The sequence below is a fragment of the Micromonospora sp. D93 genome (assembly GCF_018070365.1).
GTDB classification, from domain to species: Bacteria; Actinomycetota; Actinomycetes; order Mycobacteriales; family Micromonosporaceae; genus Micromonospora; species Micromonospora ureilytica.
Genome location: NZ_JAGPXW010000005.1, coordinates 250415 through 274337, shown reverse-complemented (window position 1 = coordinate 274337; position 23923 = coordinate 250415). Strand labels below are relative to the sequence as shown.

22 protein-coding genes are annotated in these 23923 nt (G+C 65.8%); 13 read left to right on the top strand and 9 right to left on the bottom strand.

The genetic code is table 11. The annotated features are described in order from the left end of the window. Nucleotides 1-81: 81 nt before the first annotated feature. The gene (locus KBX71_RS08870) at nucleotides 82-1179 is read left to right on the top strand and encodes a hypothetical protein (protein ID WP_210817500.1); all 1098 of its coding nucleotides are present in this window, start codon (nucleotides 82-84) and stop codon (nucleotides 1177-1179) included. A 696-nt stretch (nucleotides 1180-1875) separates the two neighbouring features. Here the strand turns inward: KBX71_RS08870 and KBX71_RS08865 are convergent. Continuing rightward, a complete protein-coding gene (locus KBX71_RS08865; RefSeq protein ID WP_210817499.1) occupies nucleotides 1876-2793 on the bottom strand; it encodes a hypothetical protein in 918 nt (305 codons plus the stop codon). A gap of 592 nt (nucleotides 2794-3385) precedes the next feature. Between KBX71_RS08865 and KBX71_RS08860 the strand changes: the two genes are divergently transcribed. The 7 genes from KBX71_RS08860 (at nucleotide 3386) to KBX71_RS08830 (ending at nucleotide 12376) form a co-directional block, all read left to right on the top strand. Beyond that, nucleotides 3386-5041 (top strand): Eco57I restriction-modification methylase domain-containing protein, encoded by a 1656-nt coding sequence (locus KBX71_RS08860; RefSeq protein ID WP_210817498.1) that lies wholly within the window; start codon nucleotides 3386-3388, stop codon nucleotides 5039-5041. Beyond that, nucleotides 5010-6101, top strand: coding sequence for a BsuBI/PstI family type II restriction endonuclease (locus KBX71_RS08855; protein WP_210817497.1), 1092 nt, complete (start codon nucleotides 5010-5012; stop codon nucleotides 6099-6101). Before KBX71_RS08860 ends, KBX71_RS08855 begins: the two co-directional genes overlap by 32 nt. Before the next feature lie 74 nt (nucleotides 6102-6175). After that, complete coding sequence (locus tag KBX71_RS08850; RefSeq protein WP_210817496.1) at nucleotides 6176-7216, top strand: ParA family protein; 1041 nt, start codon at nucleotides 6176-6178, stop codon at nucleotides 7214-7216. A 2-nt stretch (nucleotides 7217-7218) separates the two neighbouring features. Beyond that, complete coding sequence (locus tag KBX71_RS08845) at nucleotides 7219-7821, top strand: hypothetical protein (protein WP_210817495.1); 603 nt, start codon at nucleotides 7219-7221, stop codon at nucleotides 7819-7821. Nucleotides 7822-8779: 958 nt separating this feature from the next. Next, complete coding sequence (locus KBX71_RS08840) at nucleotides 8780-9811, top strand: hypothetical protein (protein ID WP_210817494.1); 1032 nt, start codon at nucleotides 8780-8782, stop codon at nucleotides 9809-9811. A 532-nt stretch (nucleotides 9812-10343) separates the two neighbouring features. After that, nucleotides 10344-11162, top strand: a complete 819-nt coding sequence (locus KBX71_RS08835) for a hypothetical protein (protein ID WP_210817493.1) — start codon at nucleotides 10344-10346, stop codon at nucleotides 11160-11162. After that, nucleotides 11159-12376 carry an ImmA/IrrE family metallo-endopeptidase gene (locus KBX71_RS08830; RefSeq protein ID WP_210817492.1) on the top strand — a complete coding sequence of 406 codons (1218 nt, stop codon included), beginning with the start codon at nucleotides 11159-11161 and terminating at the stop codon, nucleotides 12374-12376. The genes KBX71_RS08835 and KBX71_RS08830 overlap by 4 nt, the downstream gene beginning before the upstream one ends. A 600-nt stretch (nucleotides 12377-12976) precedes the next feature. On the opposite strand, the gene KBX71_RS08825 is transcribed toward KBX71_RS08830, so the two are convergent. Beyond that, nucleotides 12977-14197, bottom strand: coding sequence for a glycosyltransferase family 4 protein (locus KBX71_RS08825; RefSeq protein ID WP_210817491.1), 1221 nt, complete (start codon nucleotides 14195-14197; stop codon nucleotides 12977-12979). Between the two features lie 159 nt (nucleotides 14198-14356). On the opposite strand from KBX71_RS08825, the gene KBX71_RS08820 reads away from it, so the two are divergent. From KBX71_RS08820 to KBX71_RS08805, 4 genes are all read left to right on the top strand, one after another. Continuing rightward, nucleotides 14357-17071: a tetratricopeptide repeat protein gene (locus tag KBX71_RS08820; RefSeq protein ID WP_210817490.1), complete on the top strand. Its 2715-nt coding sequence runs from the start codon at nucleotides 14357-14359 to the stop codon at nucleotides 17069-17071. A 93-nt stretch (nucleotides 17072-17164) separates the two neighbouring features. Continuing rightward, nucleotides 17165-17887: a helix-turn-helix transcriptional regulator gene (locus KBX71_RS08815; protein WP_210817489.1), complete on the top strand. Its 723-nt coding sequence runs from the start codon at nucleotides 17165-17167 to the stop codon at nucleotides 17885-17887. A 654-nt stretch (nucleotides 17888-18541) separates the two neighbouring features. Further along, nucleotides 18542-19051 (top strand): hypothetical protein, encoded by a 510-nt coding sequence (locus KBX71_RS08810; RefSeq protein ID WP_210817488.1) that lies wholly within the window; start codon nucleotides 18542-18544, stop codon nucleotides 19049-19051. After that, nucleotides 19052-19861 (top strand): tetratricopeptide repeat protein, encoded by an 810-nt coding sequence (locus tag KBX71_RS08805; RefSeq protein WP_210817487.1) that lies wholly within the window; start codon nucleotides 19052-19054, stop codon nucleotides 19859-19861. A 127-nt stretch (nucleotides 19862-19988) separates the two neighbouring features. Here KBX71_RS08805 and KBX71_RS08800 read toward each other — a convergent pair whose 3' ends face one another. The 5 genes from KBX71_RS08800 to KBX71_RS33580 all read right to left on the bottom strand — a co-directional run bounded on the left by KBX71_RS08800 (nucleotide 19989) and on the right by KBX71_RS33580 (nucleotide 22150). Continuing rightward, entirely contained in the window at nucleotides 19989-20471 is a 483-nt protein-coding gene (locus KBX71_RS08800; RefSeq protein ID WP_210817486.1) for a hypothetical protein, read from the bottom strand. After that, a complete protein-coding gene (locus KBX71_RS08795) occupies nucleotides 20464-20889 on the bottom strand; it encodes an MFS transporter (protein WP_210817485.1) in 426 nt (141 codons plus the stop codon). The genes KBX71_RS08800 and KBX71_RS08795 overlap by 8 nt, the downstream gene beginning before the upstream one ends. A gap of 58 nt (nucleotides 20890-20947) precedes the next feature. Then, nucleotides 20948-21259 carry a hypothetical protein gene (locus KBX71_RS08790; RefSeq protein ID WP_210817484.1) on the bottom strand — a complete coding sequence of 104 codons (312 nt, stop codon included), beginning with the start codon at nucleotides 21257-21259 and terminating at the stop codon, nucleotides 20948-20950. A 191-nt stretch (nucleotides 21260-21450) separates the two neighbouring features. Then, a complete protein-coding gene (locus KBX71_RS08785; RefSeq protein ID WP_210817483.1) occupies nucleotides 21451-21795 on the bottom strand; it encodes a YnfA family protein in 345 nt (114 codons plus the stop codon). 34 nt (nucleotides 21796-21829) lie between these two features. Next, a complete protein-coding gene (locus KBX71_RS33580) occupies nucleotides 21830-22150 on the bottom strand; it encodes a MerR family DNA-binding protein (RefSeq protein WP_307847009.1) in 321 nt (106 codons plus the stop codon). A 297-nt stretch (nucleotides 22151-22447) separates the two neighbouring features. On the opposite strand from KBX71_RS33580, the gene KBX71_RS08775 reads away from it, so the two are divergent. After that, nucleotides 22448-22753, top strand: a complete 306-nt coding sequence (locus KBX71_RS08775; protein WP_210817481.1) for a hypothetical protein — start codon at nucleotides 22448-22450, stop codon at nucleotides 22751-22753. Between the two features lie 61 nt (nucleotides 22754-22814). Here KBX71_RS08775 and KBX71_RS08770 read toward each other — a convergent pair whose 3' ends face one another. Both KBX71_RS08770 and KBX71_RS08765 read right to left on the bottom strand, forming a co-directional pair. Beyond that, nucleotides 22815-23516, bottom strand: coding sequence for a cation transporter (locus tag KBX71_RS08770; protein ID WP_210817480.1), 702 nt, complete (start codon nucleotides 23514-23516; stop codon nucleotides 22815-22817). Continuing rightward, entirely contained in the window at nucleotides 23516-23845 is a 330-nt protein-coding gene (locus KBX71_RS08765) for a helix-turn-helix transcriptional regulator (protein WP_210817479.1), read from the bottom strand. The genes KBX71_RS08770 and KBX71_RS08765 overlap by 1 nt, the downstream gene beginning before the upstream one ends. Nucleotides 23846-23923: the final 78 nt, after the last annotated feature.

The following is a 23923-nucleotide window of genomic DNA, read 5'->3' as shown; positions in this document are numbered from 1 at the left end:
GGCAGAAGCAACCGCCAACCACCACGCACCACCGAACAGACCTCGATGCCAACACGGGCCTCCGCCGTACGTGAGGACACCATGACCCTGCCCCTCGCCTCCACCATCGCCGCCCGTTTCCCCCTCGTCCCCCGCAAACGACCGCCAGCCAAACCGCTCGACGCACGAGTGAACCGACTTGCTGCACTCGCCGAGACCGCCCAACGCGAACGCGACCCAGACAAAGCATCCATGGTTTTCAACGGAGCTGCCCTCGTCGCCTCCGATTGCGGAGACGCGAAACTCGCCCGCACCTGGTGCCACCAACACGCGAACCTCTACCTCAGCAAAGCGCCGCTCAACGGGCACACCGCCCGCTTCGCCCTCGAACCCGTCATCAACCTCGCCCGCCTACGCATCCGAGACGGCGACGGCGACGGCGCCCACCGCCTGCTCACCGACCTACACACAGCGATCGTCAGCGGCAGGCACGCCGTCATTGACGAACTGGAGATACATCCCCAGCAGCTCACCGCTGATCCCGACGAAATCCAACAAATCATCAACTGGCTACGCGGCATCCTGCTCTCCGATGGAACCCGCGCCCTCACCCTGTCTGGCCGCTGGGCCGACGCACTGGACCACGTGCAGCACTACGACGGAATCTGCCCCACCCTGCTCGACGGACGACAGGTCACGATCGTCGCCCACCTCATGCAGGGCAATGGCATCGAAGCCGCCGACCTGCTCAGCCGAACGAAGATCGAACAGCCATGGGAGCAAACGGTGCACGACCTCCTCCAGAGTTGGCACGCAACGACGATCAGAGGCACCCCCACAACTGATCACGCTGGCCTGATTGACCGAGCGTCGGCCGCCGCCGCGGGCAGAGGGACTTCGGTGTTCCGCGTGCGGATCAGTCTCACGGCTCTGGATCTCTCCACCGGCGTGCCGCCGTACGTTGCAGATGAACTCATCAAGTTGCTGACGGCAGACGTCATCGGTGACGGGGACGCCAACGCGGCGCGCGACCTCCTCAACCACCCAGCCGTCGGTCCCGAGCACCACCGGCCACTGAGCCAATTGATCGAGGCGAGCGGATTGGGTCGCGGGAGCTTGCCGGATACGGCACAGGAATCACTGTCGATAGCCCTCGCTCTAGCCGGATCCGTTATAGGCGGCGCGCCGACTTCCGCGTAAACCTGTCGACTTCGTGGGTCCGGCCGTGTCGCACCGAAGTCGAGGCGGCGCGGGAACAACGGGTTCGACTGCAGACCTCAGCGGCGCGCCAATCGACGTGACGGCCGTCCTCGACCACCTCGTCCACGAGGCTGATTCCACCACCTCGACGAGCATTGGATTTCCCGGCGCCGTGGGCCTCGACTACAGCGAGGTCATGGCTCGCTTCGGCAACCGTGTGGATCAAGGTTGGCGCCCTGCGGACGTCAACGGAGTCGCCCACACGCGAGTACTGCGACGGGCCGTCATCGGCTGGGTAGCTCCCGTGCTGCTGCCCAGCGTGCCGCGTTTTTCGCCTTTGGCATCCGAACCGGGATGCGGCTGCATGAGCAAGTCGCAGCGGTGAGGCGGGTGCCCTGTCCAAAGATGGACTGTGAGCACCCGCCGCCCGTAGTCTTACTAACGAACCAGCTGCAAGACCGCTGGAAGCGGGGTTCCTGCCCACGCTCCCAGCAAGGTGATCACCAAAATCATGATCATCAGGATCAGGATGAGGCGAGTTGTAGCGCCCCATCCAGCGTTGACGGCGGCCTGCACCGTGGACCACATCCCATGTTCCACCGGTGCGGGTTCGTCCGCCCGTGCCGCCGCTGGCGTGTCTCGCGCGTTGACCCTTCTTCTCCTCGCCATTTCGTTGCTTGCTCCTCCTGTCTGTCGCTATCCGGCGCGTTCTGTGCCGGCGGTCAGGCTTGCCTCGCTCGTGGTCGCCCGCATCGCGACCGTTGGCCAGGCTCCGTTCTTCTCAGCGGCTTCGGCAGCGGTTCGGACGGCGCGTGCCGACCTGGACTGCATTCGCGCCCGCGCCGTCTGGCTATATGGGTCAGACAAAGCTCGGTGCCAGATAGGCCGCAGCCCAGTGGGCGACCTGGCATCGACAACGACCTGACGATGCTCGCGCAGCACGGGCTCGCCCACAGCGGTCCGCTGTTGTCGTAGCTCCCTATATCCGCGTTCAGCGGTCCGTTCGGAGATCCCGTACCACTGAGGCGCGCGCTCTACGGCCATGCTGAAGGTCTGGTTCTGCGTAGTTTCAGCCAGCATGATCAGAAACATCGCCTTGCCGGGTAAGGCGAGGCGGTCTGCTAGGCCAGTCGTCCAGTAGTCGTGGGGGATAGTGAGGTAGCCCTTGCCTACCCTGGCCAGGTTCCTGCCTGGCCTCTCCCACGGCTCCCCGGAGCCGTCCTCGGACAACGGCTCGACGTCCACGAACCGGCCCAGAGAGCGGCGCACGACCAGCCGGTGCCGCGCGAGTGTGTCGAACGCCCGTGACGCGCCCTGAGTCGAACACTGACTCCGCGGCGAGCTAAGCATCTTGGCCCAGGTGCTCAAGGGCAGCGGACTGCCCGGCAGGACGGGTTCCAAGGCGTAGAGCAAAAGGAGCGCGTCGAGAGCCCGCTCCTGCCGCCCTCTGACCATCGCTGCGAGCATCGACGCTCGCTCTCCACCTGCTGGTCGCTGCACGAAGATCTTGTGCAGCTTCGAGAAGCCTCGCTTGGCGTCCCGGAGCAAGGCAGCGCGCAGCACGGTGCCGTCGGCGGGGGCGTCATCCACGAGGCCCTGGAACGGATCGGTCACACGTGGGAGAGTACGGCATATATGGGTTGTCATGCGAGCTCTATGACGCCCTGACGAGATGCAAGCCAGGTGCCAGTATGCTACTTCCATGAGACTACTAGGCGACGCTTGATGCGATCATTGATGAGAAACCTGAGGTAGGCAGCTGGATGGCGTGATCTTGCGACAGTGTCCACGCGCGATGCCGGGCGGTTCCAAAGAAAGTTCGACGTCCGAAACGGGTGGGCTCAACTGCAGAGGCTGCGCCCCCCGGGCCGTAGGCGGACTTGCCCCCAGGATGCTCGACAAGTCGGCCTCGTCGTGATTCGGTGCAATGGACCAGTCAGGGGCCAATGTGTGACCCTGCGTGTCCCGGCCATGAACGAATCGCATCCGCGTTAGCCCACTAGCTGGCAACCTTCGCGCTGGCTAGGGTATGGCCGTACCGATCTTACGGAGGAACACAGACGTGATGCCCGACCTACTCGTTGTCGCGGCGACGTCAGAGGCGGTGCAGAGGGTTGACGCGGAGCGTCCCCTCGGGTCGCGCGGTTCCCGCATCGAGCTATCGGATAGTGGCCCGGGGGCGTTGACGCCGTCGGCAGCAGCCGTCTTGGCTGCCGTTCCGGTGTGGTGGAAGGCTCAGGCTTTGGCGGCTGGCCTTGCAGGGCGTTGGCTTGATGTCGAGGCGGCCGTGCAGGCGACGCCACCGGTGGCGATGCCATCGGATATGCCGCCCAACGAGTTGTGGGATCCCCTGACGCCCGAGCAGGTCGGTGCAGCCTACGTTGAGGCACTCACCCCGACCACTCGCTCTCGGCACGGGCGCCACTACACGCCGCCGGTCCTTGCCGCGCATTTGTGGCGCTTGACTCGGAAGTCGCTTGAATTTTCGCCGTCGAATCGAAGGCTGCCGGGGCTCATTCGAGACCCAGCATGCGGGGCGGGAGCGTTGCTCCTGCCGGCGCTGCGGGAGCACCTGCGCGCCTCGTACGACGTGGATCCCGCACTCGTCCTCGCGGGCCTGCCCAACCTCATTGAGGGGGTAGACACGGATCCCGCAGCTGTATGGATCACGAATGTGGTGCTGGCGGCGGAGATGTTGCCGACCCTAGCCCGCACGCCAGACAGTCTTCGTAAGCCGCTGCCTGCGCTGGCTCGTGTAGGCGATGGGCTTGCCCCTGCGGAGCGGCAGGCCCGTGTGTTGATCATGAATCCCCCATACGGTCGAGTACGCCTGTCCGAGGAGGAGCGTGAGCGCTACGCACACGTGCTCTATGGACACGCGAACCTGTACGGCCTGTTCATGGCGGCTGGCGTGGACGCGCTCGATGAGGAAGGCGTTCTGGCGGCGCTCGTTCCCACCAGTTTCACCAGTGGTCGATACTTCTCAAACCTTCGCTCCCACGTCGGCCGTCAGGCCGCGATGAGTGCCGTGATGTTCGTCGAGGATCGCAGCGGGGTCTTCACTTCTGTCTTGCAAGAAACCTGTCTAGCAACGTTCGAGCGGAAGAAGCGGAGGAAGACCCGGATCACCAGTCTTGGCAGCGCCGAGAAGACAATCGCGTCGGTGAAGGTGCAGAAGGCCGACGAGCCGTGGATGTTGCCCAGGCGTTCCGATGACGCCGCAGTGGCAGCAGCGGCATCCGTCATGACGGAGTCCCTTAGATCCTTCGGCTGGAAAGCGTCAACAGGACCTCTGGTCTGGAACCGCCGAAGCGATGACCTGTACACCGCGTGGGGATCAAACCGAAGCCACGTGATCTGGGCGGCGGACCTCGACGGCGGTGTCCTGCATCGTGATAAAGCGCGAGACGCCATGCGGTACTTGGCCCTCACGAAGCCATCCGACGGCAAGGTGATGGTCTTGGACCAGCCAGCTGTACTCGTTCAACGCACGACCGCGCCTGAGCAGCCACGCCGTATCGTCGCCGCACATCTGAGCCAGGAGGCACTTGCGGCACGCCACGGCCGAGTAACCGTAGAAAACCATGTGAACGTACTGCGGCCCTCGAGCCCAGACCCGGTCCTCAGTCTTGAAGCAATGACGCGGTTGCTGGCGACCAAGACCATGGACCAGCTAATTCGCTGCATCTCCGGCTCCGTGGCGGTCAGCGCCTACGAGCTGGAATCGATACCCTTGCCGGACCGTGGAGTGGTGCGCGCCTGGAACGACTTGGAGGGTGCGGCCCTGGAAGCCGCCGTAGCAGCGGCGTATCGGCCCGGAGGGGACAGACTTGCGCAACCCGGTGGATCCGTCGGAAGCTGAACGCCGTCTCCAAATGATCTTCCCGAGAGCCGCCTTCGACACGGTGCTCTCCAACCCGCTCGCTGGGCTGGGCATCACCGCCCTGCTCTACATCGACGCCGTAAGCAAGGCCGATGATCCAGCCGACACTGTGACATGGGCAAGGCCATCGACGGTCACCTGGATGTCGCAAGAGGCACTCTCGCGCCAAAGTGATGCCGACCGCGCGCTGTGGCGAAGGGCGGCGGCGGGGCAAAAGAAACACGTGGAGGCTCTGCACCAGTCATGGGGCGTTCCCTTTGCGCCCTTGTATGCGGACAACTCCCGGGAGACGCTTCGCGATGAGACTTTCCGCCTTTGGCACGAGCATGGAGCAATGCGGAAGAAGGCCGGCGTAGCGACGTCAAGCTCACGCCCCCGCTGGGCCTTGCTCGACGACTTCGCCGACCTTTTCGACCCCACTCTCATGGGCGAAGAACTCGAAAGGGCGGCGAGCGACTGGCGTGAGCTGCACCTCGATCCGGGCACCCGCCTCAAGGTCAACATTGTTCGCAAGGCGGAGACCGACAAGCATGCTGTGACGATCACTCTGCCTGACGGCACAGCGCGCACCTTAGAGCCCGGCAAGTCGTCGCACATCTTGAAAGGCGTTGTCGAGTCCTGGGCACCCACCCGCCTGATTAAACCCGTGGTGCTGGCAATCTCCGAACCAGGCGTAAAGGTGCACTTGGGCGACGAGCAGCTATTGCAAGTCCTTGGAATCAAAATCGATCAGGCGAACATCCTCCCGGATGCGCTCCTCGCCGACCTCGGCACTGAACCCGTCCACTTCTGGATCGTTGAAGCAGTCGCCACTGACGGCCCAGTCTCCCGAAGCCGACGTATGGCGTTACTCGGCTGGGCAGCACAACAGAACATCAAGTCCGGCAGGTGCTCATTCTTGACCGCCTTCTTGTCGCGAAACGCCGAGCCCGCCAAACGCCGACTGAAGGACCTCGCGCCAGGAACTTGGGCATGGTTCGTTAGTGAACCCCATTATGAGCTGGCGTGGTACAGCTTCCTCCCGACCGTGGAGGATTAGTTGTCCTGTCGAGAAGGTCATTGAGTTTCACTATCCTTATATCTTCGATTTATTCGGCAGGAGGCCGATCATTAGTGAGCAAGACTATCGCGTTCTTTAACAACAAGGGTGGCGTCAGCAAGACGACAACCTGCTTTAACGTGGGATGGATGCTTGCGGAACGAGGTCATAGAGTTGTCATGGTTGACGCTGATCCTCAGTGCAACCTTACGGGCATGGTTCTGGACCTGCGTGAGGAGGATGCGCTAGAGAAGTTCTACGCGGATAACCCTAAGCGGAATCTTAAAGATGCGTTGGAACCCGCATTCGCATCTCGCCCAGTAAGGCTGTCGCCGGTCGAATGCATCGATGTTGAAGGGCGAGACGGACTTTTCCTGATCCCCGGCCATGTCGGTCTAGCCGAGGATGAGGTGTCTCTGGGGATTGCCCAGCAGCTATCTGAGTCTGTGCAAGCTCTGAAGAATCTGCCGGGAAGCTTCAAATACCTCTTCGATGTTACGGCTGCGCAGTATCAAGCTGATTTCGTATTGATTGACCTAAGTCCAGGTCTTGGGTCGATTAACCAGAACCTTGTGACAACAGCCGACTACTTCGCGATACCCGCGAGTCCTGATGTGTTCTCAGTTATGGCGCTGGCGTCGCTCAGTAGGGTTCTTCCCCGCTGGATGTCCTGGGGGCGGAATGCGGCTGGTTTGGAAGCGCTGGCAGATGCCGACTACCCATTCCCGAAACCTAACTTGAAGTTTCTGGGAATGATTGTGCAGCGTTACCGCCTTAAGGGAGGTGAACCGACGGAGGCTTTCCGCAACTATTTTGAGGACCTAGACCGCTCCGTCTCCGAAATCCTAGTTCCGGCCCTAACCCGCGCCGACCTATTGTTGCCTGAGGATCGGTATAGCGCCGCAGGGCTGGAGGCGACGTTACGGTTGGCGAACATCCCAGATTTCAATACGCTCATCGCGAATTCCCAGCAGGCCAGGAAGCCCGTCTTTTCACTGACCCAAGAGGACGTTAGGCGCCGGGGGTTTGTTTGGGCCACTCAGCGCACGCAGATCGCGAACTTCAAAGAGATATTTGAACGGCTGGCCGAGAGGATTGAGAGTCTGACGAGTTAATCATGGCCACCTCACGTATGCGGCAATTTACCGTAGAGATGACTCGCGCTCGAGACTTGGTTGGCCTCGGACAAAGTGTCTACCGCATGACTGGTGGGCGTGTCGACGGATCAGACATGTATCGGGCGGCGTTGGTTCACGCTGTCGCTGCCCTGGATTCCTATATTCACGGAATCGTCCTCGACCGCGGAGTCGATATGCTTATGGGGCGATTAGCGAATTCTGGATCCAAAAGTAAAGTTGGGCTACAGCTTTCCGCGGTGCAGGAGATCCTTAACGCGCCAAATGCGCTTATGCAGGAGGTCTCTGCGCGGGCTCAAATCGCGCAACGCCTGTCGCTTGAGACTTTCCAGAAGCCAGATGATGTGGCGAATGGGCTGGCAATGGTCGGAATATCAAAGGTGTGGAGCATCGCATTCCCCAACGACCCGGGCGCAGCGAAGGCGGCACTCGGAGTTATTGTCCAGAGGCGGAACAGGATTGTGCATCAATGTGATGCCGACCCTCTGACTCCGGGTGCCATCACTCCCTTGAGTGATGGCGACGCGCTCGACAGTATTAGCACTGTGCAGGCGGTAGTGGCGGCGATCGACCCCCACTGCTGAAGCTTCCGTGCCACCGAGCAGTTCCTCTCCGTTGGCACCGGGAGGTGCTACGGGACCTCCTCGCCGCCGATCCGATTCCCCGGGTTCGGCTCACGCAGGTGCTCCGCCAAGCCGCCGACTCCGGGTGGTCAGCAACGCCCATTGGATCAACGCCGGCCGACCGTCGATCCTGCAGGTCGCCATCGACGCCACCCGCCTGGTTATCGTCGTCCGCGACCCACAAACCCGGCAACCGTAACGACACCATCGTCTACCGCACCTCGGGTATCGAGGAAAACCGGACGGGCGGCCGGTGATGGCCGACGGCGGTTACCGCGCGGCAACCCCGAGGTGGTCATCCCGTACCGCAAACCGCCGACGGCGACGACCTGCCCGCCTGGAAGCAAGCCCTCAACGTCGAATACCGCACCGTCCGGGCCGGAGCCGAACACGCCCTGGCCAGGACGAGGTGTTTCAATATCCTGTGCGACTACCGCCGTGTCGGCCACACATTGGCCGACGCCGCTTCCGGCATCGCCGACCCCCACAACATCATCCTCGGCTGACTACCGGCCTGTTGCCGGGCAACACCTTCAACCAGTTACGAGAGGTCCCTTAGCCGAGGGCACGAATGAACTGTGCCCCCACGCCGGGCCATGCTGATCGCCGGAATCTACGAAGGTCCCGAGTAGTAGCGAACCGAAGGTACGAAGTCGAACTTCTGACCCTGATAGACGAGGTGAGTGGCGGAGGCGGGCCGGCCCATGATCGGCTGCTGACCGATGCTCCTCGAAGGCGGCGATCGGTGCGGGCCGCTAACCGTCTACGACCAGCGTCTTCTTACGACAAGCTCCCGACGGGGCCGCCGCTCTCATATTAGGTCGAAACTGTCGGACCAACCGGATACCTTTACGGCATGCCTCGGTCGCTGTGGCGGGTTGCCCCGCCCACCTTGTTAGTGGGCGACACCTGCGCGCTCATGAACGACGTCGTACAGGGCACACGTAACGGCCGGCTGACAAGCCTAATTGTGGCACTTGAGCACGACACCTACCGGCTATTCATCTCTCGACATGTGCTTACCGAGGTCGAACGTGACCTGCCCGGCCATGCCGCAGACCGAGGAGTTGACGCCGTAGAGGCTGTTCGCCGGTGGCGGCGCTACTACCTCCAGTACGTCCGGATCGTGGACGTCCCAGACGAGTGGGGCGTTACCCACCCGCAGGTTGCCGAGGTTGAGCAACGCCACCCCACCGACGCGCCGACGGCGCGGCTGGCCGCTGCTTTGGCCCGGTGCTGTGTCCTGACCGAGGATGGCGACCTGACCGACTACGGGTTCGGCTCCTACGACTGGCTGCCGCTCACTCACGCTGGCGCCAATCACGCCGAGTTCGAGCTGGCCGTCACCGCCGTCGGACTGCCGACGGCGACAACCTCCGTCGCGATCTGGGAGGTGGGCCGAAGATTCGCCCAGGCTCCACGCGCCCTGCAGGCAACAACGCTGCTGCTGGCAGCATCGGCTGCCTACTGGTGGCAGAAGGACGGCCGGGCCGAGCGCCATCTTCACCAGCTGAAGGCTACGGGCCAGCGGGTGTGGAATGTTGCCAGTCCAATCGCGGTCGAGCTACTGACGACGTACAGCACGGCCGTCCAGACCCAAGCTGGGCTTGCAGTCAAGCCGGCCGACGTGCCTGCGTTGAGCGAACGCGCCGCTCGAATCCTGGCACTCGCGACGGACGAGGGCATGCTTGCCCGCGAGATCGCTGACGCCTTGGGCATGACGGAGTCACCAGAGTACGCAGCGAAGAAGGTCCGCTCGGCACTTCGTTCCACTACCGCCTTCGTCGAAGTCAGCCGCGGACGTTGGCGGCTCGGATGTCGCGTTACAACCGAACCGCTGCCACTGCCGTACGACGAGCAGCAGGAATGGATGGGGCGTGCCGTCAAGTATCTGTTGAAGCAGGCTGCCGCGCGCGCTCTGCTGAACAACGAAACCAGTCCGGCCGGGTGAGCGTAAAGCGAAAACGATGCTTGGGAGCGACGGGCCGCTGGTGTCGTCCTCAGTTCGATGCGGTGTGTGCGGCATGGTTGACGCGCGGACTTGTCCTGACGGCTGACCCCGATCCCCCCGGAGTGACGTGCCAGAGGACAAGCGAGGGCGGTCTAGCGCAGACGGCATTGCCGTGACCGCTCGTCGAGGAGGCTCTGACGACAATGGGGGCTGTCGCCGCGTGGGAGGCCCGCCAGGGTCCCCCCGGCGGGCCGTTCGGTGTGCTGAGGCCAGGCGTGCGGTGCGTCCGTCGTCTTGCAGATCCCGCCGGTTCCGGCCAGTCGCCACGCGCGACCTACGGCTACTAAAGAACGCGGTGCGGCTCTCGGTCACGTTGCTATGCCCAGACGCGTACTGGGTCGCCACACAGGAGTGCTACCCATGGCTGGCACGTCACTCGGTCGGGATCCGCGCACACGCAAGGACTTCGCGTAACACGCCTGCACGGTTCACTTTTATACATCAACTTCGTACGGATGGTAGGGTTCTCGGCGTGACCGAGGACGAGAAGGTCGTCGCTGAGATGACTGCGGACGGCATCGTTGGGGCGCTCCGCTGGGCGGTAGCTTCCGCGCACACGCGTGCGTGGGCAGACTTTGACCCGGAAACGGGTCACAACCAAACCGTGCTTGGTATCGCAGCGCACACGCTGCTCGCAGACCGGCAGGACCGGGCATTCCGGTTGGAGAAGTACATCTCCACAGACGATGCCCGTGACCAGGACGTGCTGCTGGCCGGACTGCTTCCGCCGGAGCAGGGCACCATGCTCACCGTCGCGGGGGTGGAGCGTGCAGACCTCAACAACTCGCCCGCGTGGCGGTACGGGCAGTACCGTTGGTTCCTCAGCTCTTTCGAGTTCGGCAAGGTCCACGAAATCGCCTGGGGGCGGAAGAGCCCCACGAAGCGCAAGATCGCGGCGCAGACTGGGTCGGACAGCCTGGACCAGTTCGTCCTTCCGGGCACCTACGAGGATCGCGTCGGTGAGGGCCTGGACCCGGTGACTCTGCGCGAACTGCTCGCCGCGAACGAGCGCAACTCGGTGCTCAACATCGTGCTTGCACACAGTCTCGACCCTGATACCGGCGCCACCGAGCTGTTCTTGGGGCGGCCCCGCCTCAACATCGGCGGCGGGAAGCCGTGGGTATGGCTGCGCTCATTGCTGCCTGGCGATGGAGGCACTGGGTCGGGTATTCGGACCGACGCGTCGGATTCGACCGTGCCTGCGAATAGCGCCGATGTCTCAGACGCTCCAGTGCGACTGCGGCCTCGCGTCGTCGGTCAGGAGCCGGACGCGGAGTCCGCAGGGCGATGATCGTCGCACCACCGCCCGCAGCCTCGCGGCTTGCCGATGCAGCGCGGCTGTTTAGCGGCCGTCGATTGACCTTGGCGCGACAGGTCGCCGGGCTGCGCAAGAACGGCCTCGCCGAGCGGATCGGCAAGACCCCCACCGCTGTCGCCGGCTATGAGAACGGCACCAAGCGGCCGGCGACGGCAACGGTGGCACAGCTTGCACTGACTCTCAAGGTTGAGCCGTCGTTCTTCATCGGTGTCGACTCGCCCGAGGCGCCTGTTCCAACGCCACACTTCAGGTCCTTGAGGTCTACGACGCAGCTCGTACGCGATCAGGCGCACGCCTACGGGTGTCTCGTCGCCGATGTCGCTGCCTCGCTGGAGAAGTACGTCGAATTGCCGCCGCGCGATGTTCCTCGCTGGCCGGTGCCGCCCGACGAGATCGCCTCCGGCAAGGCTGAGGCGGCCGCCGCGTTCGTCCGTGCCCAATGGGGTAGGGGCAGCGGTCCCGTCGGACATCTCATCCGGCTGCTGGAGAATAAAGGTGTCTTGGTTGTCTTCTCGCTTCCGCAGACGTCCGCTGTGGATGCGTTCTCTATCGAGGCAGGCGCCCGGCCGATCGTTCTACTGAACCCGGTGAAGGAGGACTACTATCGGCAACGCTTCGATGCGGCCCACGAGCTAGGCCACCTTGTTATGCACGCCGACTCCGAACCGGGCAGCAAGCTCGTCGAAGATCAGGCACACCGCTTCGCTGCCGAATTCCTGATGCCCGCAGCTGGAATCATCGATGAGCTGCCCGCCAAGATCGACTGGCATCGGCTGTTCATGCTCAAGGAGCGCTGGGGAGTCAGCCTTCAGGCGCTGCTAATGCGATGCCGTCAGTTGAAGGTGATGAGCGAATCGACGTACCAGAGAGCCATGGTGGCATTGTCGTCACACGGCTGGCGCCGACAGGAGCCTGGCGAGGGGACTGCGGCTGAGCTACCTTCGCTGCTACCGAAGAGCGTTGAGCTTCTCGAGGCGGCTGGTTATCCAGCCCGGACCTTGGCTGCCCAGGCACGCGTACCAATCTCCATCTTTGAAATGGCGACCTCCCGCCGCCCCACTACCGACAGCTACCTAGAAGGCGAGCCAAAGATCGCGGGCCAGGATGAGGGTGTCGCCGGGCAGGCGGACGCCCGGCCGTTCCCTGACTGGGACCAGCTGCGCAGACGGCGAACGCCAGTCTCCTGACTCCGCTGTCTACGAAGCGACTCCGCACTTCGGTCACCCTTGGCACCTCCAAGCGGGCTCGGCGAAGGGCTCTGAGTCCGCAGCGAGTTCGCGGACCTTCGCACTGAGCGGGCCCTACGGTCGCCCGCCGGGATGCGTCCCGACAGGGCGCCCCTGCCGGGCAAGGAGAGGTTCCCTCGTTTACCCCCCGGAAACTCATTCCAGAGGTTGACTATGAGTGATGATTAATCATCAAGGCGAGCGGCGTTTGCGCAGCTCAGCGCTAAGAAGTGACCAACAATGACAAGCCTCATGCCCCAAATTCGACAACCGCGGGTTCGGGGTTCGAGTCCCTGGCGGCGCACCAGCGATATTCAGGGGACATGGCCGATCGGCCATGTCCCCTGAATCGTCTGTAAGCACGGGTGGGACCGTCCGCTGCACCATGTTTCCGGCTCGAATCGCGGCTCTGACGTGGACGATTACGAATGCAGTTGGCGCGAGGAGGAGCGGGAACAGTTCGGTGCGGCTGACGTTGAGGTCGACGCGATGGTCCGTACGGAGCTTGGTGATCTGCTGGGCCGGTCGAGCGGCAAACCGTCTCTGGCGTCCCGGTGCAGGTCATTGCCGCCGACGAGCGCCGCCGTACGGGCGCGGTGTAGGGGCGTACGCGACGGCGTCGAGGATCGCCGTGACGGTGTGCTGCCAGGTCAGGTGGGGCGTCAGCCGTTGCCGGACCTCCTCGGCATGACGCAGTGCCGCCTCCGGTTCTGCCAGCACCCGGGCGACGGCCGCGCTCCAGCAAAGCACATCGGTGTCCGGCTCGTCGGCGATGTCGACGAGCATCGGCTCGGCGAGCCGGCCCAGTCGGTCCCGCAGCAGTTCGGCGGCGCCACTCTTCGCGCTGACCAGCAGGGGCGTGCCGGCCGCGATCGCGTCCAGGGCGACGAGGCCGAACCCCTCCACCCGCGAGGGCATGACGCACACCAGCGACCGCAGCAGGTCCCGGCGCAACTCGTCCGGATCCGTGGTGAACGGTCGTACGTCGATCCGCTCGCGCGCCACCCCGGAGAGCCCGACCAGGGTGCGGTGCAGGGCGTCGCACTCTCCACGCGGGGCACCGCGTACCAGCAGTCCGAGCGAGGCTGCGTCGGCTCCGGGCACCGCGGCGATCGCTCGGGCGGCGAGGTCGAGCCCCTTCAGCTCCAAGTCGTCGGTGCGACCCAGGACAAGGACCTGCTTCTTCGGCGGCGGCTGGCGCCTGCCGAGGTGCAGCGGACCGAGTCCGGGGTCCAGCTGCACCACCCGGACGCGGCCGGAACCGTCCTCGACGAGGTCGGCCGTATACCGCTGCAGGCGGGGGCCGACCGCGGCGACGACGTCAGCGTCGGCGGTCACCATCCGGATGATCCGTTCTCGCTCCTCGGCCCGCTCAGTCGCATCGAGGCCACCCTTGAACCGCTCGATCTCGGCCGGCGCGGTGTGCACGATGTGCACCAGGGACGCGTCGCGGAGATATCGCCGCCTCTGCACCCAGGCGGACGGTCCGGTAAAGCGGTCGTGGCCGATCACCACATCCGGTTCGAACAGGCGCGCCGCCGGGGACTCGAGCATCATGGACGGTCCGGCGGGGCTCCGCTCCGCTGCGAAGAGATCGACGCCGTGTGCCGCCGCGTCCTCAATGTCGTCGCGGGTGGGTGCCTCCACGAGGCACGCTGTCCGGTGGCCGGCCCCAGCGAACGCGGCGAGCAGGTTCCGGTTGAACGCCGGGATGCCGCCCTTCAACGCCGGCCATGCACAGTTCAACGCCAGGACGGCAGGCTTCTTAGCAGAGTGGTTCACGTTCACTCCTCGTTGTTGCGGTTCGACCTCGCACACGAGAAGCTTCGATCTGGCGGTGCTGGTCCTGGGCAGACGCTGAAACGGATGCCGGGTAGATGGTCGTTTTCGCAGGTGAGCCGCGTGCGTCGCCGTTCATCACGCTGAAATGGAGGATGGACGGTGGCCGAAGCCGAACGCCGGGAACTTGGCCGGCGCCTCGCCGCGCTGCGTACGGGCGCGGGTCTGCAGCAGAAGGATGTCGGGGCGGTGATCGGCCGCAGTGTGGCGTGGGTGTCCACCATCGAGTCCGGTAAGTGGAGGCGCACCATCGGTCTCGAGGTCATCGACCCCTGGGTCACGCTCTGCTTGAGTGGCCGTCCCCAGGTGATTCAGGACGCCACCCGGACCGAGATCATGGAGCTGCACCGGGCACTCGAGAAGATCGCCGAGATCGAGCCGGCGAAGCACGAGCCGCCGCCGGTGAACCAACTGCGCCGCGACCTCCCGACGTTCACCGGCCGGGTTGACGAGCTTGCCCGCGTCCGGGAAGCCGTGGAGCGGGCCCGGGCAAAGGGCACGGTCATCGCCGTCCACGCGGTCGACGGCAAACCCGGTGTCGGTAAGACCGTCTTCGTCAATCACGTGGCGCGCCGGCTGATGAACCGGTTCCCGGGCAGCCAGCTCTTCATCGACCTGCACGGTTACACGCGCGATCATCCGCCGCTCAGCCCTTTTGACGCGCTCGGCGAGTTGCTGCACGCGGTTGGCGTCGCGGCGAAGCTGATTCCCGCCTCGCTGGACGGGCGGGCGACGCTGTGGCGGCAGCGGATGGCCGACCAGCGGACGCTGCTCGTCCTCGACAACGCGGTCGACGCCGACCAGATCCGGCCCCTGCTGCCAGGCGCGCCGCAGTCCCTGGTGCTGGTGACGAGCCGCCGCCGGCTGATCGAACTCGACGCCACCACGATCGCCCTTGACGTCCTGTCACCCGAAGACGCGGCGTCACTGTTCCGCAAGGTCGTCCAGCGCGACCTGCCCGCCGGGAGCCCTGTCGACGAGGTGGTCCGGCTCTGTGGTCACCTGCCGATGGCGATCGCACTGGCTGGCGCGAAAATGCGGAACCGGCGGTCCCTCACCGTCGAGGAACTGGCGGACCGGCTTCGTAAGAAGCGGCGACGATTATCGGTCCTGAAGGTCCGTCACCTGGACGTCGCGGCCGTGTTCAGCCTTTCGTACGAGACTCTGGACGCGCCGCAGCAGCGGTTCATCCGCATCCTCGGGCTGCACCCCGGGATCGACGTGGACGGGTACGCGGCCGCCGCGCTCACCGGCGACGACCTTGACGTCACCATCAGCCGCCTCGAGTCCCTGCTCGACGACAACCTCGTGGACGAGTACGTGTTCGGCCGCTTCGAGCTTCACGACCTGATCCGCGACTTCCTCTACGATCTGCGCCAGGACGACGCGGAGCGGGATGGGGCGGCCGCCCTCGACCGGCTCTTCGACTACTACCAGGACGTGGCGACTGCGGCCGACCGGCAGTTGGCCGGGGCGCCACTGCCTCCCGCCGAAGGCCCGTTCTATGCCGGGGCGAAGCCTGCCGTCGCGGATCGGCGGCAGGCCATCGCCTGGTTTACCACCGATCGCCCGAACGTCATCTCGTGCCTGGACGTGCTGTCGGAGCAGCCGACCCGGCTGGTACGGCTGACCGCGGCGCTGTCGCGGCACCTGCGGCGGACGGGGCCGTGGGACCTCGCTGTTCGGCTGCAACGGCGGGCACTCGCGTCCGCCCGGAAGCTGAACGACAGGGCCGCAGCTGAGCAGGCGGCCCTGGAGCTGGCAACCGCCCACCGAAATCACGGTGACTATCCGGACGCCCTCGCCGCCCTGGCCGCGCTGCCGGACATCCCCGGAGTGCTGCTCGAACGGGGCACCGTGCAACTGTTGACCGGCGACTACTCGTCGTCCATCGAGAGCCACACCACGGCGTTGGAGCAGAGCGAGGCTGCCGGGGAGCCGCTCGAGACAGCCGCCGCGCTGACCGGGTTGGGCACGCTGCGGTACATGCTCGACGAGTACGACGAAGCCGTCCGGCTGCTGACTCAGGCACGAGACCACTACGAACGGCTCAACGACGATGTCGGGCTGGCCCAGACGCTCAAGAACCTGGGCAACACTCTCTACTTCCTGGACCGCTACCCGGAAGCTATCGAGGCGTTGGCGTGCGCGGTGCAGCTCGCCGACGAACTCGATCTGCCGCTGTTGCGGGCACAGGCGACCACGAAGCTCGGCAGTGTGCTCCGGCTGAAGGGCGACTACGCTGAGGCACTGGAGCGCCTGGATGCCGCGCGAGAACTGAGTCGGCGATTGGCCGACCGCTCCCTGGTCGCCGAGAACCTCATCGACACCGGAGCCACGTATCGCGCTCTGGAACGGTACGAGGAGGCGGAGGAGGCGTTCACCCAGTCCGTCGCGCTGTACGAGGAAATCGGCGAGGACCTGGGCAAAGCGTGTGTGCTCAAGGAGTATGCCGACCTGCTCGTGGCCTCCGGGCGCCCGGAGGAGGCGCGCCACCTGCTCGCGGAGGCCCGCAGCACCTACGAATCCCTGCCGGACCGTCTAGGCCTCGCCGCAGTCGACAACTCGGTGGGCCGACTCGAGTTGGTGGCCGGCAACCCGGCGGCTTCTGCAGCCGCCTGCCGATCGGCCCTCGCTCTCGCCCACGAGATCGGTAACCCACTGGAGGAAGCCGAGGCTCACCTCTGTCTGGCTTACGCCCTCAGGGCGGCCGGCAGCCCTATCGAGGCCCGGGTCGCCGCGCAGCACGCACAACTGATCTTGACCCGGATTGGCGCGGCCGGCATCGATCGGGTGGAGGCACTGCTGGCCCGGTGAGACATGGGTCTGGTGCCCGTGTCGGTGGCTGTGTTAGTCATGGGCTGGAGACCTCGGGAACGGGACGGTGCAATGGGGAGAGGTCAGCGCGGCGTGGCGGACCTGCCGCCCGGCCCGGCGAACGACCTGGCCGAGCTGTTGCGCCGGGTCGCCCAGCACAACGGCCTCACCAGGACCGCGATCGCTAACAAGTCAGGGCTGTCCCTCAGTTACGTCGGTGAGCTGCTCAATGGGCGCCGGGTGCCGACCCCGGTCACCGCCAGCAATCTGGTGACGGCCATGGGCGGAAGCCGCGACGAGGCGGCGTTTGCTCGCAAGCTCGCCGGGCGGCTGCGCGAGATCCAGCAGTACGAGCGTTCCCGACAACCCTCTACCCGTACGCCGGATTCCGCCCCGGCCGCGGCCCTGTGGGAGACGTGCGTCGCCTTCACGCTGGCGCTCGACAGTGCGCACCATGCGCTTCGCCTTCGCTCGTGGGACCACACCCGCGACGATCCGATTGCGGCCGCCAATCGCGCCGTGCACGAGTCCGGGCTGTACGCCCAGCGCGAACGGTTGTTGATCTCCGGCAGTCCGGAGCTGGTCCGAGCCGCGGAGGCCGTCTTTCTGGCCCTCGTCGGTATCCGCAACGCGGTGCGGCTCGGCGCCCGTGCCGACGGCGCCGAGTGCCAGGACCTGTACCGCCGGTTCGCCGAGACCCTGTGGCTGTTCCGAGGGGCCGTCCGCGAGGAGTTTGGACAGGCTCCACTCGCGCCCCGCTTGCGGCCGCGCCAGGACCGGTCTCGCCCTGGCCGGTGCGAGACGCCCGAGCCCTGACCTTCCTGAGCACCGGTCGCAGGTTCGCTCGGTTTCGCTGAGCGAACTGCCCGCATCATTTCCAATGGCAGTTCAGGTGGCGAATCTAGTCGCAGGGTTCGAGCGACGACGCTGGCGCTTGCGCCCGCCATCCGCCTCATCTTTGATGTTGTTTGTTCCCAAGGTCTCCCGAGGAAAGGAGATCAACCCGGTTCACTCTTCTGCCCTTCCGGTCGTCACCCTTAACTGATCATCCTCGGGGATTGACTGTTCGTAGTCGCCCCGTCGCCCCGTCGACACTGCTCCCGGAGACTTTCGAGTGGCCGTCCCCACCGGTCGCCGATCCCGAATGCTACTTCGGTTCGAATGACTGCTCCAGCACTAGCTCAAGACGGAAACGGGTGGCAATCTCTAGGTCGCCGGATATCCCATCTCCGTCCCGGTGCCAGAATTCGCGTCCTACCACTCATCGGAGGTACCCATGTCGTGTGCGTGCGTCAAGGCCGGCCGCTCGAAGTGCGCGTGGTGCAAGGAGGCCGAGAAGATGGGCCGCCCCGCATCCGGGCATAACTGCCAGTGGGGCCGCTGCTCCTGAATGAACAACCGGCCACTGCCCGGCCTTTCGAGGCTTCGAAAGGTCGGGCGGTCGCCCCTCCTCCCGGAAAGGAATCGGTCATGAACGTTTCGAGAAACCACGACTTCGCTCAGTTGTTGGAAACGGCTGCAGCGGTCGGCCGCGAACGGCGACAGAACGTCGACTGGGACGTGTACGGCGAGGCGTTGGGCAACGCTGGGTTTCCGTTGACCGGCCTGCACGCGCTTAGCTGGGCAAGATTCAGCGAGGTCGGCCTCCCTGCCTTGACCGAGGGGACTTCGCTGATCGCCGTCTTCGACGACGGCATCTTCGAGAGCCTCGGCAAGAGGCGACTGATGGGCCGCGGCCCCAAGTATCGAAGCATCGATTTCCGCCAGGTTGCGGGATACGGCGATGTGGACCACGTCGACGAGCACCACCGGATCTTCAAGTACTGCATCGAGTTTCAGGGCGCGGGCAGCATCCTGCTCGGCCGTCTCGAATGGCACGCCCAGGGCAAGCGGTTCAGCGACAACCGACAAGAGATCATGGCCACGGCGCAGGAGAGGGATCGCGTCCTGGCGGTTATCAACGAGGTCGCGGGACACTAGATGTACGCAGAAGAGCGAGGGGTCGGGGCGTTTTCGGAAGACGTCGGCGGCAGTGGAGAAGCGATTTTTGGAGAGGCGATGGACCGGGCGCGGGCGGGCGATATCGTTACCGCGATCGTCCTCTTCCGGCAGGCGAGCGATGTCGGTCACGGGCCTGCCACCTTTCTTCTCGGCACCTTTCTGAAGGAGCGTGGCCAGCTCGTTGAGGCGGAGGCCCGGTATCGACTCGCGCTGCGCCTCGGCGGGTTGCCATCGGACGAGATGATCGCCGAGGCGGAACTGAGTCTGGGCTACCTGCGGGCGCGTCAAGGAGACGATCGGGAAGCGGAACACTTCTATCGATCGTCGTACGCCAGGGGCAATCTCGATGCGGCGGCGAATCTCGGCAATCTCCTGCGCCGAATTGGTCGAGACCGGGAGGCGGAAGTGGTCTACCGTCAGGCCGCCGCGGGCGAGCAGGCCGACGCGGCCTACAACCTCGCCGAGTTGCTGGCCGACCGGGGCGACTTGGCAGGCGCTGAGGTTCTTCTCCGCAACGCCGTGGCGGCCGGCGTCAGCGAGGCCGTCAACAACCTGGCAATGGTCCGGATGAGGCAGGGTGACCTTCAGGAGGCCGAACAGCTCTTCCGGCAGGCGGCCGCCAAGGGGGACCACAACGCGATCTTCAACTTGGGCGTGATTCTCGAACTACGACGTGACCTCGACGAGGCCGAGACCTGGCTGGCACGTGCGGAGGCGGCCGGGCATCAGGAAGCGGGGGAGCGTCTCCGGCGCGTCCGCCTCGCGCGACATTCCCGATCTGAGGCGTAGGCGGCCGTATTAGCCGACGCAACCTCGAACGTCCTCCGCATCGCCGCCAGTGGTTCGCCCGTGCGGCTCCAGATCCGAATGGTGTCCATCCCGCCTGCGCCGTCGGGCACCAAGGGCACCGCCTCCGTTACCTCGTCGGCGTGCCCCGTACGCCGCCCGCGGACCACCGCACGGTCGCGGCGGCGGCGCCGACGAAGTTGCCGGTGGCCAGCGCGGTGTTGAGCCGGCTCCGGGCCTCGTGGGAGAGGGCGAACGGCCGCGCCCGGTTGAGCAGGGCCTGCGTCTGGAGGGCGACGTCGAGCATGAGGATCACGATGATGACGAGGGCGACGGACCGTACGGCGAACGCGGCGACGACGAAGGCTGTGAGGGCCAGTACCCAGGCACCGCCGGTGGCCGGAAGCGACCAACCGCGATCGTGCAGCCGGCCGCCGCGCAGTCCGGAGGGGACGCCGGCGAGGCCGGCCAACCCGAACAACCCGATCACCGCCACCGGGTACCGGAACGGCGGGCCGCTGAGGAGGAACGTCAGCGCCGTCCAGAACAGCGAGAACGCGGCGAACCCGGTGGCGGCCAGGACCAGCGTCCATCGGGCCGCCCGCTCACGCACGACCACAGCGCCGACCGAGGCGATGAGCTGCGGGTAACGGCATGCGCGTCCGGGGTGCCAGCTGTGGAATCGTGCGGTAGAGCACGCCGATTGCGAGCAGGAGTACGCCGATCGACGGTGCCAGCGCGCACAGCAGCAGTGCGGCGGCCGAGGTCAGCAGCATGATCGAGACGAACCGGCGGCGGTCCAGGACGTCACCGAGCGGTACGAGCAGCAGCACGCCGACGGCGTACCCGAGCTGCGTCGCGGTGATCAGCCAGCCGGCCGTCGCGGTCGTGACGCGTAGGTCGCCGGCGATGAAGCCGAGCAGTGGCTGGGCCCAGTACAGGTTGCCGACTGCCACTCCCGCCGCCAACGCGAAAAGGAACGTCAGCCGGGGGCTCATCCCCGACGGCGGTGCCATGCGGGGTGCTGCCACCCTGCCACGCTACGTCGGCGGCGACCGGCCTGACGGCCGTCAGGCCGGCCGGCCTCCGTCACGCCACAATGTCCCAGGTCGTTCGACACTTCTCGTCGGCGCCGCTCGCGCCTTGGCGTTCGCATGCTTCGACATAGACTCTCGTGCCCGACAGCAGTCTGACGTAGTAAGGCTCGGAGCAGGTGCCGCTGCCGTTCGCCGCGTGGAGCGTGACCTTGGCGTATACGGACTCCCACCAGATGCGGCCAATGGTACGGCGACCGTCCGCTGCGCCCTCGTCGCAGGCTCTGAACGCCGAATCAATTCCGGAGTTGGTGTAGATGGCGAAGCCGTTGCCGGCGGAGTATGGGTCGGCCGAATAAACGATCACGGGGTACCGACCGGTGTGGTCGCCACGATCGATGATGGGCGCGATCCGTCTATGAATGACAGACGTGCGGACAGTTCCGAACAGGCCCGAACACTCCGAACACCTCCGGTGCACCGCTTGATCAGAACGGTGAGGTACGGCAGACGTGGACCCGACTGTCATGCAACGTCAGGCCACCGGCTTCGTGGGGATCAGGAGCCGCCTGCCGAACGGGGCGCGTACATGATCAGGGCGACGCCGATCAGGCAGACGCCGGCGCCGATGACGTCCCACCGGTCGGGCCGGAACTTGTCGACGATCACGCCCCAGGCGAGGGATCCGGCGACGAACACGCCGCCGTAGGCGGCGAGGATTCGTCCGAAGTTCGGGTCGGGTTGGAAGGTGGCGACGAATCCGTACGCGCCGAGGGCGATGACTCCGGCAGCGATCCACCACAGGCCGCGGTGCTCGCGCCAGCCCTGCCAGATCAGCCACGCCCCGCCGATCTCGAACAGGGCGGCGACGACGAACAGCAGGACAGAGCGGACGATTGTCATACGTGGACCGTACCGATGTGCCCTCGGACCCCGATCATGCCGGTGACCCGGTCGAACAGGCACCTGCTGGAGCGATGGCGGCGAAGGGGATGGGGCAGCACGGCTGGCCGGCGCACTCGACGAGGTCGTCGCAGCCGGCCTTCACCGCGGCGCCCAGTGTGCCGGCGATGACCTGCAAATCAGCGATCTTCGCCTCGACCTCGGCGAGCTTTGCTTGAGCACGGGCCCGTAGGCCGGCGTCGGGGTGGCGACCGTGACGGTGCTGGCTCGGGTCGAGGAGTTCGGCGACCTCGTCGAGGGTGAACGGCCGATCAGGTCCCGTGCGACCGCCTCCGCGGTCGGGTCGAGACGCCACAGCAGTTCGGTGGGGGACAGTCGCTGCTGCGCCAGCAGGGCGGTGGCGAACAGGTAGTCGAATTCGGCCAGCCGCAGCGGCCGTTGCCCACTCGGCAGAATGCACGACTCGGGCACCCACGTGTGGTCATCGCTCATACTGACGACGGTAAGCCTGTACCCGAGTACCGGATGCAAGCCCCAACGGTCACGGTATTGCTGACAGTGACGGCGCTGGCCGTCTACGAGCCGCGGCACGTCCCGCAAGGCCGGCGGATGACGACGACGGCGAGCACTGGGCACGCATGGCGGGTGGTCGTTGGGCGGCGCCGGCCTGGCAGTGGCTGCGGTGCTGATCCTCGCCGAGCGGCTCGGTAAGGCCATCCGCAGCCCGGCCGAGTCGGCAGGGCTCGCTGACGCCGCGAGCGGTGTCGAATGGGCCTGCGGCATCTTCGCCGCTGTGCAGGGCGCGGGAGCCCTGGCCGGCGGTGCCGCGGCGGGGCTGCTCTACGACCACTCGGTGCCAAGCCTGGTCATCGCCGTGGTGCTTGCCCAGGCGGTCGCCCTGCTCATGCTTCTCGGCGTACCGACACGAACCCTCCAGCACCGACACGACCCTGCCTAAGTCCGGCCGGGCCTGATGTCGCTGGCCGCGCAGCATGCTGCTGACCGCCCAGTTACGCCGGTCAGCAGCACCCGTCGTTGCACCCGTTGACGTCGCCGCCCGTGGCGGGAGAGCGCAGAGCGGAACCGGGGGCGCAGCAACTGTCGCCGCGCCAGGCTTCGCGGCCTTCCTTCACCGCGACCGCGGCGATGACCAGCGCGGCGGCGGGGTCGGCCCACCACCAGCCGAACAGCGAGTTGACCGCCAACCCGACCAGCAGCACCGCCGAGAGGTACGTGCACAGCAGGGTCTGCTTGGAGTCCGCGACGGCCGACGCTGACCCGAGTTCGCGTCCCGCGCGGCGTTGGGCGGCCGACAGGACCGGCATCACCGCCAGGGACACCGCGGCCAGGACCAGGCCGATCGTGGAGTGCTCCGCCCGGTCCGCGCCGGCGAGCGCGCGCACCGATTCGACGGACACGTAGGCGGCGAGGGCGAAGAACGACAGCGCGATGACTCGCAGCGCGGCGCGCTCCCGGCGTTCGTGGTCGAGGCCGGAGAACTGCCAGGCGACGGCGGCGGCGGAGGCCACCTCGATGACGGAGTCGAGCCCGAACCCGATCAGCGCGGTCGAGGAGGCCATCCTTCCGGCGCTGATGGCGATGACCGCCTCGATCACGTTGTAGGTGATCGTCCCGGCGGCGAACAGGCGTATCCGCCGGATCAGGATCGAGCGACGGGCCGGTGACGGGCTGAGCGACATGAGCGGCAGGGGCGCGTTCATCAACAGCACCCGTCGGATTCGGCGGCGGGGCAGGCGGCAGGATCGACGGCCAGGACCAGGCCGAGCAGGTCCCCGAGGGCGTGCGCGAGGCGCCCGTCGGCGAGTTCGTAGCGGCTGCGGCGGCCTTCGGGCACGGCGACGACAAGACCGCAGCCGCGCAGGCACGCCAGGTGGTTGGAGAGGTTCTGCCGGCTGGTACCGAGCAGGTCGGCGAGGTCTGATGGATAGCCGGGCCCGTCGCGTAGCGCGAGCAGGAGCCGGGCCCGGACCGGGTCGGACAGGGCGTGACCGAAGCGGGCCAGAACCTGGCCGTGCGTGAGCATCTCCATCCCCCGACAGTACATCGGCCGATGAATAAACCGAAGGCTGAACTAATTCCTGGTGGGTCTCGACGAAGTCCGATCGAT

What these genes read in the sequence shown, in the direction of transcription:
- KBX71_RS08805 (WP_210817487.1), top strand. Translation starts at nt 19,052, where the DNA reads ATGTACGCAGAAGAGCGAGGGGTCGGGGCGTTTTCGGAAGACGTCGGC.
- KBX71_RS08770 (WP_210817480.1), bottom strand. Translation starts at nt 23,516, where the DNA reads ATGAACGCGCCCCTGCCGCTCATGTCGCTCAGCCCGTCACCGGCCCGT.
- KBX71_RS08870 (WP_210817500.1), top strand. Translation starts at nt 82, where the DNA reads ATGACCCTGCCCCTCGCCTCCACCATCGCCGCCCGTTTCCCCCTCGTC.
- KBX71_RS08830 (WP_210817492.1), top strand. Translation starts at nt 11,159, where the DNA reads ATGATCGTCGCACCACCGCCCGCAGCCTCGCGGCTTGCCGATGCAGCG.
- KBX71_RS08765 (WP_210817479.1), bottom strand. Translation starts at nt 23,845, where the DNA reads ATGGAGATGCTCACGCACGGCCAGGTTCTGGCCCGCTTCGGTCACGCC.
- KBX71_RS08785 (WP_210817483.1), bottom strand. Translation starts at nt 21,795, where the DNA reads ATGACAATCGTCCGCTCTGTCCTGCTGTTCGTCGTCGCCGCCCTGTTC.
- KBX71_RS08810 (WP_210817488.1), top strand. Translation starts at nt 18,542, where the DNA reads ATGAACGTTTCGAGAAACCACGACTTCGCTCAGTTGTTGGAAACGGCT.
- KBX71_RS08840 (WP_210817494.1), top strand. Translation starts at nt 8,780, where the DNA reads ATGAACGACGTCGTACAGGGCACACGTAACGGCCGGCTGACAAGCCTA.
- KBX71_RS08845 (WP_210817495.1), top strand. Translation starts at nt 7,219, where the DNA reads ATGGCCACCTCACGTATGCGGCAATTTACCGTAGAGATGACTCGCGCT.